Source organism: Paenibacillus sp. F024 (assembly GCF_057814255.1).
In genome coordinates this window covers 1-13,028 of sequence record NZ_JBVASZ010000017.1, presented here as the reverse complement: position 1 = coordinate 13,028, position 13,028 = coordinate 1, and the positions used below count along the sequence as shown (strand labels likewise).

The 13,028-nt window shown below is 47.2% G+C and carries 12 protein-coding genes and 1 other annotated feature; of the genes, 9 read left to right on the top strand and 3 right to left on the bottom strand.

Annotation, left to right across the window (positions count from 1 at the left end; translation table 11 throughout):
• Nucleotides 1-19: 19 nt before the first annotated feature.
• Nucleotides 20-1,120, bottom strand: a complete 1,101-nt coding sequence (locus tag ACZYR9_RS17360) for a permease (protein WP_488979752.1) — start codon at nt 1,118-1,120, stop codon at nt 20-22.
• A 120-nt stretch (nt 1,121-1,240) separates the two neighbouring features.
• Nucleotides 1,241-1,524: a binding site (T-box leader), on the top strand.
• Nucleotides 1,525-1,589: 65 nt separating this feature from the next.
• Between ACZYR9_RS17360 and trpS the strand changes: the two genes are divergently transcribed.
• On the top strand, nt 1,590-2,579 hold the full coding sequence (trpS, locus tag ACZYR9_RS17355; RefSeq protein WP_488979751.1) for a tryptophan--tRNA ligase: 990 nt from the start codon (nt 1,590-1,592) through the stop codon (nt 2,577-2,579).
• Between the two features lie 52 nt (nt 2,580-2,631).
• Here the strand turns inward: trpS and ACZYR9_RS17350 are convergent, their stop codons facing one another.
• Nucleotides 2,632-2,808: a DUF5325 family protein gene (locus tag ACZYR9_RS17350; RefSeq protein ID WP_488979750.1), complete on the bottom strand. Its 177-nt coding sequence runs from the start codon at nt 2,806-2,808 to the stop codon at nt 2,632-2,634.
• A gap of 146 nt (nt 2,809-2,954) precedes the next feature.
• Here ACZYR9_RS17350 and ACZYR9_RS17345 point away from each other — a divergent pair, with 146 nt between their 5' ends.
• Nucleotides 2,955-3,182 carry an alpha/beta-type small acid-soluble spore protein gene (locus ACZYR9_RS17345; RefSeq protein WP_054817650.1) on the top strand — a complete coding sequence of 76 codons (228 nt, stop codon included), beginning with the start codon at nt 2,955-2,957 and terminating at the stop codon, nt 3,180-3,182.
• A 210-nt stretch (nt 3,183-3,392) separates the two neighbouring features.
• Here ACZYR9_RS17345 and ACZYR9_RS17340 read toward each other — a convergent pair whose 3' ends face one another.
• The gene (locus ACZYR9_RS17340; protein ID WP_488979749.1) at nt 3,393-4,376 is read right to left on the bottom strand and encodes a metal-dependent hydrolase; all 984 of its coding nucleotides are present in this window, start codon (nt 4,374-4,376) and stop codon (nt 3,393-3,395) included.
• On the opposite strand from ACZYR9_RS17340, the gene ACZYR9_RS17335 reads away from it, so the two are divergent.
• From ACZYR9_RS17335 to ACZYR9_RS17305, 7 genes are all read left to right on the top strand, one after another.
• A complete protein-coding gene (locus tag ACZYR9_RS17335; protein ID WP_488979748.1) occupies nt 4,359-4,775 on the top strand; it encodes a hypothetical protein in 417 nt (138 codons plus the stop codon). The two genes, ACZYR9_RS17340 and ACZYR9_RS17335, sit on opposite strands and share 18 nt — an antisense overlap.
• 91 nt (nt 4,776-4,866) lie before the next feature.
• Nucleotides 4,867-6,675: an ABC transporter ATP-binding protein gene (locus ACZYR9_RS17330; RefSeq protein ID WP_488979747.1), complete on the top strand. Its 1,809-nt coding sequence runs from the start codon at nt 4,867-4,869 to the stop codon at nt 6,673-6,675.
• On the top strand, nt 6,672-8,783 hold the full coding sequence (locus tag ACZYR9_RS17325) for an ABC transporter ATP-binding protein (protein ID WP_488979746.1): 2,112 nt from the start codon (nt 6,672-6,674) through the stop codon (nt 8,781-8,783). The genes ACZYR9_RS17330 and ACZYR9_RS17325 overlap by 4 nt, the downstream gene beginning before the upstream one ends.
• Before the next feature lie 396 nt (nt 8,784-9,179).
• Nucleotides 9,180-10,028: a transketolase gene (locus ACZYR9_RS17320; RefSeq protein WP_488979843.1), complete on the top strand. Its 849-nt coding sequence runs from the start codon at nt 9,180-9,182 to the stop codon at nt 10,026-10,028.
• Between the two features lie 2 nt (nt 10,029-10,030).
• Nucleotides 10,031-10,978 (top strand): transketolase family protein, encoded by a 948-nt coding sequence (locus ACZYR9_RS17315; RefSeq protein WP_488979745.1) that lies wholly within the window; start codon nt 10,031-10,033, stop codon nt 10,976-10,978.
• Nucleotides 10,979-11,188: 210 nt separating this feature from the next.
• Nucleotides 11,189-11,899, top strand: coding sequence for a FadR/GntR family transcriptional regulator (locus ACZYR9_RS17310; RefSeq protein WP_488979842.1), 711 nt, complete (start codon nt 11,189-11,191; stop codon nt 11,897-11,899).
• Between the two features lie 686 nt (nt 11,900-12,585).
• Nucleotides 12,586-13,028 (top strand): TRAP transporter small permease (locus ACZYR9_RS17305; protein WP_488979744.1); only part of this gene is annotated, 443 nt, incomplete at its 3' end.

Sequence of the window (13,028 nt, the reverse complement as noted above, 5' to 3'; positions counted from 1 at the left end):
CCTTATTTCCGGTTTACGATTACATGAAAAAGATATGTTCAAATATTAGCGATGCAGCCAGTACGACAACCACGATCAGTAATGAGAGCAGGGCTACGAATCTGGCTTTGAAGGCGGACAACAGCATCAGTGTTCCTTTCACGTCGAGCATCGGTCCGAAGACAAGGAACGTGAGAAGCGAGCCGGTCTGGAATGTCGTTGTAAAGGAAGAAGCTACAAAGGCATCGGACGTTGAACAGAGGGACAGGAAATAGCCGAGCGCCATCATAAACAGATGGGAGCTAACGGCTCCTTCTCCGATCGTGACCAGGCTTTCTCTGGACATGAAGGTCTGGATGACTGCCGCAAGAAACGCGCCGAAGATCAAATATTTGCCCATGTCAAAAAACTCGTCGGATGCATGCCCCAGAACGGCAAACATGCGCCCGGCTTTGCTTTGGCCATGCCCGTGGTGATGCTCATGGCTGCGTTCATGGTCGTGACTGTGTTTATGTCCGATCTCATGAATGTTTATGTGCTCATGGGAAGGGTCATGCCTGTGATCGTGGCTGTGGGCTGACAGGACGTTGGAAATCCCGCGAATCGGATTGCTTTTGACAAAACGGTAAATGATCAGCCCGATGGCCGAGGCTGCAATAAAGGCAAGCGCCATCCGCGAATAAGCGATTTCCGGACGGCTGCGAAACGCCATGAAGGTGGAAGCGTACACGACCGGATTGATGATCGGACCTGCGAGAATGAATACGACCGCGATATAGACAGGCATGCCTTTGAGGATCAGACGGCGGATGACCGGAATCATGCCGCATTCGCACAGCGGGAAGATGATGCCCGCCACGCAGGCGAAGATAACCCCCAGCACCGGATTTTTCGGAGTTAAACGGCGGATGGTTTGCTCTGAGACGAACATTTGCAGCAGGGCCGCAACGAAAACTCCGAGCAGAACGAAGGGCAGCGCCTCGAGAATGATGCTGATGAACAGTATTTTGAAATTTTGTATGCTCTCGGCTGTAAGAAAAGAAAGGTCGGGAGGTTGTTTTTGCGTATAAATAAGAAACAGCATCATAATGCACAGCAAGGCAAGGATGTTGGTTACCCATTGGTAAATAATCGTTTGCACCGGTCATGTCTCCTTGTTTTTCGTAATTATTATTATATCGTATGCCTGGGAAGATGTGTATAGGACAAGAATTTGGGTCATACGGTTGACAGAGCCATGCCGGTTCGGTAAAATGACGTCAAATAAGCGATGATGGGAACAAGTAGGCGGGGGCAAGCTCTTCAGAGAGCCGGTGGAAGGTGCAAACCGGTGTGCGGCGGCCGTTCGAATGGATCCTTGAGCTGATGGTTGAACGTGCGCCGGATAACGCTGATAGGATCAAGGTTATGCTACGTCCGGTACACTTGTATGCCCTTCCGGTTTCTCCCCGTTACAGGAGTTCAAAGGCTCGCATTGGGCTTCCGTTCGTATAATGGAAGGCTGCCGAGCGAATTAGGGTGGCACCACGGTCTTTCGTCCCTTGCGGCGGAAGGCCTTTTTTGCGTGGGAATAAGAAATGTGTTGATTTGCAGAGGGAGGCAAGCGAAACATGTCCAAGCTAAGAGTGCTTTCAGGAATGCAGCCGAGCGGCCAGTTGACGCTGGGGAATTATATCGGCGCGCTTCAAAACTATGTCAAGCTTCAGTATTCGCATGAATGTTATTTTATGGTGGTCGATTTGCACGCCGTGACGGTTCCGCAGGATCCGGCCGCGCTTAAGGAGCAGACGGAGGCGGTTGCTGCGCTTTATTTGGCAGCGGGCATCGATCCTACACAGGCGACGGTATTTCTTCAATCGACGGTTGCCGCCCATGCCGAGCTTGGTTGGCTGATGACGACGCTCACGTATATGGGCGAATTGGAGCGGATGACGCAATTCAAAGACAAATCTGCGGGCAAGGAATCCGTGGGTGCGGGCTTGTTCACCTACCCGTCGCTGATGGCTGCCGATATTTTGCTGTATAACGCAGACCTGGTGCCGGTAGGGGACGATCAAAAGCAGCACTTGGAGCTTACCCGTGATTTGGCTCAGCGGTTTAACGGCCGTTACGGCGAAACCTTCACCATACCAAAGCCTTACATTCCAGAGGTGGGGGCGCGGATCATGTCGCTTGACGATGCCTCCAAGAAGATGAGCAAGAGCAACCCGAACGCAGGCAGCTATATTGCCATGCTGGACGCGCCGGATGTCATCCGCAAAAAAATCAGCCGCGCGGTTACCGACTCGGGGCGTGAGGTAAAGTTCGACCCGCAAAATAAGCCGGAAGTCAGCAACCTGATCAGCATTTATTCGCAGTGCGCCGGCAAATCGATCGGTGAAATCGAAGCAAAGTACGATGGACAAGGCTACGGACCCTTCAAAAAAGATTTGGCCGAAGCCGTTGTCGCCGTGCTTGAGCCGATTCAGCAGCGGTACGCCGAAATCCGAAGCTCCGGCGAGCTGCCTGAGATCCTGCGGCAAGGCAAAGAGAAGGCGGAGGCGCAGGCGGACCGGATCCTTCGCCAGGTCAAAGAAAAAATGGGATATGTGGTGCTGTAGCTTGATAAGGAGTCTGTCCGCGGCGAAGGTCTGCTTCGCCGCCGGCAGGCTCCTATTCTTTTGATTTTCTTTGCTTGGCCTTTACTACAAATCCCGAGCCGATAAACACCAATGAAATGATCCCAAAGAGGATGGCCATCCAAGGCCTTCCCGCTGACATAAAATAGCTGATGGCTGCCAGCAGCGCCGTTCCGACGACGGCAAAAAACAAGCCGAGTCCTTTACTCATATCGCATCACACCTGCCCTTCGGAACAACATTTGAAACTTAAAAGTTTTTTTCAAAAGATGCGTATAGTTCTAAGCCTGTAACACATAATAAGCTTGCAAGCTTGCAAATACATCAAAGATCATTCACTTGAAAGGAGCGCTGAACATGGGTGCAGGACAATCCCGCAGCAGCAACGCTTTGGTAGTGCCACAAGCTTCTCAGGCATTGGATCAATTAAAGTATGAGGTAGCACAAGAGCTGGGCATCCAAATTCCTCAAGATGGTTACTACGGTTATATGGCAACCCGCGATACAGGCGCAATCGGTGGTCACATCACTCGTCGTCTGGTGCAAATCGCCGAGCAAGCCATTGCCGGAGGCCAAGCTCGCTAATAGTGAGAGGCTTCATCAATCAATAGCAGCTCAAGGAGAAATCCTTGAGCTTTTTTATTTTCAAGAAGAGACAGCCGCCCCCTTTTTTACACAAACAAGCCCTGCACAAGAAAAATAGCGGATCCAAAAGAGTTATTTCAACGCTTCCGCTTTACATCCTTGCCGAAGCGCCGACTTAAGCATCCAAATCCGCTAACCGCCAAAAACAGCTTAATACAAGTCTACACGCAGCTTTTTCTCCAGTCGTGATTCGCTGAGCCATCCGACATAGGAATCCAGCGTTTTGAACTCTTTGTCCATCATCAGGACGGCGACGAAGGGGTACTGCTTGCGATGCCGGTATCTTACATCCGCCCAACGAACCTCATATCCCCACCGGTGCTCCTTGACTTCGGCACAGGCGAAAGAGGTAAAATACAAGAACGCCGCAATATTCGGGTGACTTTTGGAGGCGTCGACGGCGGGGTGGGCATCACATGCAATGCGGTCGATCCATTTGATCGTGCCGCTCTTGTACTCCCCCAAGGTGAACCGGCCTTCCGATCCGCGCTTTACAACATGCCAATGGTACAAATGAACCGTAGGAATCAAAGTGTATCGATCACCGGGCTTGTAAGACGAATCTTGTCTGTACAATCGTGACTCCAAGTAGTGGTGAACCCATGATCTCCAAATATAATAGATGGCAATAAATACATACAATAAAGGAAAGAGCACCTCGGGCCTTGCAAGATGAAGAGCCCATAAGAATATCGCCAGTACGTGGGACAAGAAAATAAAAGGGTCGAAAATATGAATAATGTTCCATGACACCCACCGCTCCGAGAACGGTCTTAGCGCTTGCGTACCGTAGGTATTGAACAAATCCGTGAATACGTGAAAGACCACGGCAATGAATACCCACATCGTTACATGAGCCATAGGCAATCCGTCAAAAAACAGCCACAGAAGACCGGAAATGAGTGCTGTCCAAATAAAAAGCGAAGGAATCGAATGGGACAATCCCCGGTGATTTTTAATATATACAGCATTTCCTTTGAGCCGCAGAAGCGTATCCAAATCAGGCGCCTGCGAGCCTGCTACCGTTCCGATTAATACTGCCGTTGCAGCGGTCGGGTTGGCGGCAACGACGGGGTCGACATAGGCGAGGCCTGCCAGTCCAAGTCCAATTACTAGATGGGTACCGGTATCCATGACTTACCTCCTGAAAACCTTTTTTCATCAGTCTATTGCAGCCCACCAATATTAGTGTATCATTTTCTTCAACAAAATAAAGCAAAGCAGGTGAAAAAAATGTGTATCGTTTTTGTCGAATACCGGATTGAAGAGGTCTACAGGAATGTATATCTTGCGTGGTCGGAAGGAATCAAACGGCAGCATCCTCAGTTGGAGCTTTATGAAGGAACCGGCCAGCCTAATCTTTTTGTGGAGATATGGAAAGGGCTTAGCGAGGAAGAATATCATTCCATGAAGCAGGCAAGAACCGAAACGGAAGCTGCACCGGATGATTCGAATCTCTGGAGGCCTCTTGAAGCTTGGGTTTCGGGAGGAAGAGCAAAATTGCATATATGGCATTTTAAAAAAGTAAAATAGTCCATTGTTTGCAGTAAAGAAATCCATGGTTTCTTTTTCATGAACACGGTAACCTTACTATAGCTATCATAAACAGCGCCGGAGGATACCGATGGAGAGAAGAAGTATTTTCTTGGATCACATCAAAACAAATCGCTGGCCTTATGTCATAGGCTTTGCATTATTGTCCATATCATCCATACTTCAGCTGCTGATTCCATGGCTGCTCGGCCGCTTTACCGACAGCTTGCAAATCGGCGGCTTAAGCTACGAGCAGGCCGTTCACTTTGCGGTATGGATGGCTGCGATAGGTCTTGGAATCGCATTTTTTCGTTCGGTGTCCCGCATTTACTTGTTTCGACTGTCCCGTCAGCTGGAGATGCGTGTGCGTGGAGAGTTATTCGCCCATTGGGAGAAATTATCGGCCCAATATTTCAACAATCGCCGGATTGGGGACCTGATGTCCCACGCCATCAGTGATGTGGGCGTCACCCGAGAGGTAACGATGCAGGGGTATTTCAACATCATGGAGGCCCTCTTCCTGATCGTCGTCTCCATGACGGCGATGGTGAGCTTCGTCAACCCATGGCTGACCCTGCTTACGATGTTCCCGCTCCCGCTGCTCAGCTTGCTCGCGTACCGATTTAATAAACGGATCATGCAGCAATCGGCCGATATGCAGGCGGCCATCTCCGATTTAACCAGCCGAGTGCAGGAATTCACGGCCGGGATTCGTGTCATTAAAGCATTTGTGCAGGAAAAGGCGGAGCGGAAGCTCTTCGCCATTGACAACCGGCATGCGGTGGATATGAACCGGAGGTTCGTCCGTTCCAATTCACTGTTCGGGGCGCTCAGCGCCGGCATCGTGGGCTTCAGTTTTCTTGTCTCCGTTGTCGTCGGCGGGATCATGGTACTGAAGGATATCATCACGCTTGGTGAATTTGTAGCTTTCAATACTTATTTGTCGCTGCTTATGGGACCTATTGAGAATTTGGGCAAGGTGGTCAATTTGCTGCAGCGCGGCAAAGCGTCCGAGCTTCGCCTGCTCGAAATCTTTAATACTCAGCCGGATGTGGTGGATGATGTGATGGCCAACCCGGAGATTGATTGTATTCACGGGGACATTGAGATCCGCAATTTGACCTTCTCCTATCCCGAAGCCAAACGGCCTACTTTGAAAGATATCTCTTTGAAGATACCCAAAGGCTCCAGCCTTGCGATCGTAGGAAGGGTGGGCAGTGGCAAGAGCACGCTGGTCCATTTGCTTGTGAGGCTGTATAATCCGCCCAAGGGCACAATCTTTATCGACGGACATGAGCTTCATGAAATGCCGTTAAAAACGCTGCGCGGCCAGATCGGAATCGTCCCGCAGGATCCGTTTCTGTTTTCCTCCACGATCCGGGACAATATAGGCTTCGACCCGAAGCCATACAGTGACGAGCAGGTGGAGGAAGCGGCGAGGACCGCTCAAGTGTACGATAATATTCTTGAGTTTCCTCATCAATTCGATACCCCTCTAGGTGAACGGGGCATTTCGCTGTCCGGAGGCCAGCGTCAGCGTGTCAGCATCGCCAGGGCGGTCATCAAGAAGCCGTCGGTGCTCATCTTTGACGACAGCTTGTCTGCGGTTGACACGATTACAGAGGATCTGATTCTTGAAGGGCTGCAGTCCGTTATGAACAAACGGACAACCATCATTATTGGACATCGGATCTCCTCGGTACAGCATGCGGATCAGATTATCGTGATGGATGAAGGCTGGATTGTGGAGCGGGGCAATCATGAGCAGCTCGCGGCGCTCAACGGGATCTATGCGGATATGTATCATAAGCAGCTTTTGGATCAGGAGGCCGAACATCAGGATGATCAAGCTCAGGGGCTTAGAGGATCGCGGCTGCTGCAGGGAGGTGCGGGTGCGTGAATATCCATGCGGAGAAAGACGTCAAAGCGTTTAAAGACGGACAGCTGCTGGTTCGTCTGCTTTCTTACGCCAAACCGTATTGGCGAATGGTGCTGCTCTGTATTTTCTTATCCTTCATTATCGTGGTTGCCGATCTTGCCCGCCCTTATATTATTAAAGTGGCGATCGACGGTCACATTAACGGCTTACATAAACCGATGCTGTCGGCAGAAGCGGACCAAGCAGCCCGCCTGGAAGCCTATGGCAGCGTGACGGAATGGGACGGCAAAGCGTATGTACGTCTGCCCAAGGAAGCGGAGGCTGCCGTCGCTTCTATGCCGCCGGGTACGGAGCAAGCCCAGATCGTCCGCATCGGGGGTAAGGATTGGCTTGCTGCCGGATGGCTCCCTGGGGAGCAGGAGCAAGAGGCGGTCATAGAGGAGGGCGGCAAGCCTGCGATTCGTGCGGAAGGCAACGTTTGGAGAGCCGAACCATTGGATGCCGCAGCGATGGAAACGTTCCGCGGCCAGGATTATACGGGTTTTCTTCTCTTGGGGGCCGTATTTTTGGTGGCGGTCGTCGGTGCCGCGCTGTTGAGTTATCTGCAAAGCAACCTGCTTCAGTATACCGGTCAAACGATTATTTTTAATATCCGCGAGCAGCTGTTTCATCACTTAAGCCGGATGTCGATGTCTTACTTCGACCGGAATCCGGTAGGACGGCTGGTGGTGCGTGTGACCCAGGATACCGAGTCGCTCAACCAATTGTACTCACAGGTCGTCGTCAACCTGATCAAGGATGTCATCGTGCTAGCTGGGATCATCATTGTCATGCTTCAGCTCAGTGTGGAATTAGCGCTGCTGTCCTTCACGGTACTGCCGTTTCTCGCTGTGCTTACCTTTTGGTATCGTTCTGTCGTCAGGGATGCGCAGAGGCGTACACGGGTTATTTTGTCCCGGTTGAATTCGTTCCTGGCGGAAAATTTGTCCGGCATCCGGATCACGCAGCTGTTCATTCGCGAGGAACGGCAGGGGGAGCAGTTCGACCATCATAATACGGCGCATTATCAAGCGGGTATGCGGGGAACGGTGATTAACTCGATTTTCCAGCCGGCCATCGGCTTACTCGGGAATCTGGCTATTGCGCTGCTGCTTTGGTATGGCGGTGCGGGTGTAATCGACGGAGGGATTACCTTCGGGATTGTATATGCTTTTACCCATTATGTAAGGCAGTTCTTCCAGCCGCTCATGAGCCTTGCGGAAAAATATAATCAAATCCAGACAGCCATGGTAGGGGCGGAACGAATTTTCGATATGCTGGATGAGAAACCGTCGATTGTGGACAGCGAGAGGCCTAAGCGGCTTACGCAGGAGGTTCGCGGAGAAATTTCGTTTGAGAATGTATGGTTCGCTTACAATGAAGGCGATTGGGTACTGAAGGATGTCAGCTTTACGATTGAACCGGGGCAGACGATCGCGTTCGTTGGCGCCACCGGCGCGGGCAAGAGCTCGATTATCCAGCTGATTAACCGGTTCTATGATATACAGAAGGGCAGCATCAAGCTTGACGGCATCGATATCCGTGAAATCCCCTTGGACGATCTTCGGAGGGCGATCAGCATCGTGCAGCAGGATGTATTTCTGTTTACGGGTGATATTGCCTCGAACATTCGCTTAAACAAAAAAGACATCACCGATGAGCAGGTAGTCGAGGCCGCCCGCATGGTGCATATGGACGATTACATCCGCACTCTTCCTTCAGGCTATAAGACCATGCTGGGAGAGCGCGGAATCAACCTGTCGCTTGGTCAGCGCCAGCTGCTGTCCTTCGCCCGCGCCATCGCGTTCCGTCCGCAGATTCTTATCCTTGATGAGGCCACCTCCAATATCGATACGGAAACGGAGCTGATCGTTCAGGATGCGCTGCACAACATCACGGCCGGCCGAACCACGTTGATCGTAGCCCACAGATTGTCCACGATTCAGCACGCCGATCAGATTATCGTCATGCATAAAGGCAAGGTCCGCGAGACCGGCAGTCATTACCAGCTGCTGGCACAGCGCGGTTACTACTACCGTCTGTACGAGCTGCAGTACAAGGAGCAAAGGCCGATGCCAAGGGCAAGATAGCGCTGTCTTGGAATGGAGCTCTGCGACGATTAGGATTACGGAGTTCATAAACGAATGAAAAAATAAGATGCAACGGCAAGTATATTCTATATACCCGATGCATCTTATTTTTTCTGAATCACAAAATTCTTTTGCAGTCACCATTGCCGAATTCTTCAGTTTTTGCGATCTCCCCCTTCCTGGTAATGTAATTTCACATCCTCCTCTACACTCAGCCTACATTGTAGATCCCAAAAAACATTGAGTAGGTATAAATGTTATTGACTAGTATGGCAAGCGGAGGTATACTGAAAACATAAGGTACCTTAGTAGACAAGTGAACAAGGTTACTATGGTGTATTTGTTTGGTTTTTATTTAGGAACTAAATAAGAAAGACTTAAAATCTAGTTCTAATCATAAACGGGGTGACAGAGATGATTGATATCAGTATTGAAGAATTAAAGCAAAAAGCCATAGAGCTTAGAACAACAGCTCTAACTATGATTTACGAAGCACAATCCGGGCATCCAGGAGGCTCACTTTCCGCGGCAGATATCATTGCAGCCCTTTACTTTAGGGAAATGAACATTGATCCAAGTAATCCTCATTGGGAAGACCGTGACAGATTTGTTCTATCCAAAGGACATGTTTGTCCTATCCTATATTCAGCATTAACGCTAAGAGGCTTTGTTCCATATGAAAACGTTTACAAATTAAGGAAATATGGCTCTCCATTTCAAGGACATCCTTGCATGAATAAATGTCCTGGCATTGATATTTCTACTGGATCTCTAGGACAAGGACTTTCTTGCGCCGTTGGAATGGCCATTGGAGGAAAAAGAGATGTAAAAGATTACAGAGTTTTTGCAATGGTAGGAGATGGGGAATGCCAAGAAGGACAAATTTGGGAAGCTGCTCAAAGTGCGGTTAAGTATCAATTGGATAATTTGATTGTATTTGTTGATGATAATAGATTGCAAATTGATGGTACTTGCGATGAAATTATGCCTAATCTTGATTTAGAAAAGAAATTTGAGGCCTTTGGCTTTGAAACTAAAAGAATTAATGGGCATTCAATGGAAGAAATCGTTGAAGCATTAGATTATAGTAGAAATGCAAAAAATGGAAAACCCAAATGTATTGTATGTGACACGGTAAAGGGTAAGGGTGTTTCTTTTATGGAGGATGTAGTGAATTGGCATGGAATTGCGCCTAATGAACAACAATTCAAACAGGCGTTGGAAGAAATAGCGGGAGGGTTGTAATAATGGAAACAGAAGCAACAACAATCGTTAAAAAAGCCACAAGAGATGCCTTTGGTGATGAAATCGTAAAATTAGGAAAAGAGAATAAGAATATCTATGTTGTTGATATTGATATTGGAAAGTCCGTTAAAACAGTAGAATTCTCTAAGCAATTGCCTAATCAGCATATCAATGTCGGTATAGCTGAGCAAAACGGTGCCGGCTTGGCAGCGGGGCTTTCTACCACCGGAAAAATACCCTTTGTATGCACTTATGCTGTATTTGGTTCCTTAAGAATGGCTGAGCAGATTAGACAAGAGATTTGTTATCCAAACCTCAATGTTAAAATTGCTTGTTCTCATGGGGGATTAACTCCGGCAAATGATGGCGCGAGTCATCAAAGTATAGAAGATATGGGAGTTCTAAGAACTTTTCCAAATATGACGGTCATTATGGGTGCTGATTATCATTCTACCAGAAAATTAATTGCACAAGCCTCAGAGCTTTATGGCCCTGTTTATCTTCGTTTTACAAGAGATGCGGTTCCTGTAATATATGATGAGAAGGATGAATTTACAATCGGTAAAGCAAAGAAGATAAAGGCCGGAACGGATATCGCTATTATTGCTAATGGCGATACGGTTTGTCTAGCTTTAGAAGCTGCGAATCAGTTGGAAAAAGAAGGAATTTCAGTAAAGCTGTTGGATATGCACACCATTAAACCTTTAGATAGAGAAGCGGTAGTTGAATGCCTAAATATTGGAAAAATAATTACCGTAGAAGATCATAATATTATTAATGGACTTGGGAGCGCAGTGTGTGAAGTAGTTGCTGAAGAAGGAAAGGGTAAAGTTAAAAGAATAGGGGTTCAAGATCAGTTTGGGCAATCTGCTCCTTATGAAAAACTGCTGGAGCTTAATGGGATTACGGTTAGCGATATTGTAAGATCGGCTAAGGAAATGCTTAGTTAATAAGATACCGTAGGTGAGGACCTAGCAGCATCTACATTGGAATCCAATCACTTGAGATAAGGAACGGAAAGCCTCCGTAAAGCTGCGGAGGCTTTCCGCGTACTCCTTCAGCCAAAACGAGAAATGAATTTGCCGTTTAAAAAAGAAAAGTATATAATAAGGCGACAAATAATAGTCACTGCTAGAGTGAATCATTATTTATTGAGAGAAGTGGTTAATATTAATTTTAATCGGGTATCCAGTAAAAAATTATACTTGCAAATATATAATCAGATTCTTGCGGAGATCCAGTCGGGTTCTTTTAATGTAGGGGATAAACTGCCTACGGAAAGAGAGCTCTGCGAACAATTTGGTGTGAGCCGTGCCCCCATTAGGCAGGCTCTTAGTGCACTAGAATTGAATGGTATTATATACTCCCGTCAGGGAGAAGGAGTATATATTAAAAACACCCAGATAACCCCTGAGAATTCTCAATCAGCGATTTTTCTGGAATCCATATCTCCTGAAGATATTATTGAAGCGAGAATGAGTATAGAGCCTCTTATTATTCAATTTGCTGCTCTAAGAGCAACGGACGAGGATATTGAGGATCTTCGGTCCACCATAAAAAAGATGGAGGAAGAAACCGAAGCAGGTATTTACGTGCCGGAAACAGATGAGCAATTACACACGGAGATAGCGAAAGCTTCTCATAACGATTTGTTTATTAAAATTATGTCGGCTATTAGCACTGCGATGAAGCAACAAGAAATGTGGCAATTTATTCGGGATAGAACGGTAACTCGACCGGATTATAGAGAAGTTAATTTTAAAGAGCATCAATTGCTTGTTAAAGCTATTGAGGAGCATAATGAAAAAGAAGCAGTGGAAATAATGACTTATCATATGCAAAACCTATATGATAGATACTGGAAATCTTAGATTATTTTGCATTGTTTTTTGTGCAGAATATAAGTACCCGTATTTTAAACCGTAACTCCGGCATGAAAATGGGCTCGCACCGGGTTAGCGGTTTTTCTGTTTCTACCGGCCGGGCAAGAACCTCAAACAAATAGCGATGGTTCCAAGCAAGCTCACGGTTCGGAGCCGCTATCAGCAACGTATTATCAGTATCCGGACGGAATTACTAAAATCCTCAGATGGAGTAAGGCTTTATTCATTCATTAGCTTAATAATTGTATTGACAATCCTTTCTAGGATAAGTATATTAGTTTTATAAGGTACCTTAGTAGACAAGTGATCAAGGATTTAAGCTTACAACATAGCAAATAATGATATGAATGGTAGAGAATGCATACTAGTTTTTAACGGTAATGTATGGATAAGGGATGTGAGCCGCAATTAAGATTTTATTGACCTGAAATGAAAGGGATTACATAAGATTCATTCCATTAACATATGGAAAAGTATGAATCCTTTACTTGAGCAGCCCTTGGATTTTTGTACTGAAAAGAGCATATGTTTATACTTCGTTATTCATCCATTGGAAGCGGTTACATTTATGGAAAAAGATCAGGGAAGCCTAGGATTTTGTTGAAAATTTAGTCTGGAGAAACCTCAAGCGGTATCTCCAGCTATTGTGCTAACTTATAAGAAGGAGAGTTGATATGGAGAAACTGTCCGCTGGATTTAATAAGCTTCTGAATTTCGCGATGGCGGCCGCCTTGCTGGTGATGGGAGTGCTTGTTTTTGGAAACGTTGTTTTGCGGTATGCTTTTAACTCGGGGATTACGTGGTCCGAGGAATTATCCCGCTACTTCTTCATTTGGCTCACTTTTCTTGGCGCCGTTGGGGCGCTAAGAGATCATCAGCACCTGGGTATGGATGTTTTCGTCAAACGAATGCCCTATAAATTAAAAAAGGCTGCATTTATTGTAAGAAGCATTATTGTCATTTTTCTTCTTTATTTAGTGCTTGAGGGAACGTACAAATTGGTCATGCTGAATTTAGATGCCCCTTCTCCCGCATTGGGAATTGACCTGGCCTGGGTTTATTCGATCGGGATTTTCGCTAGTGCGGTCATGATCCTGTTTGTGCTAAGTCATATTTA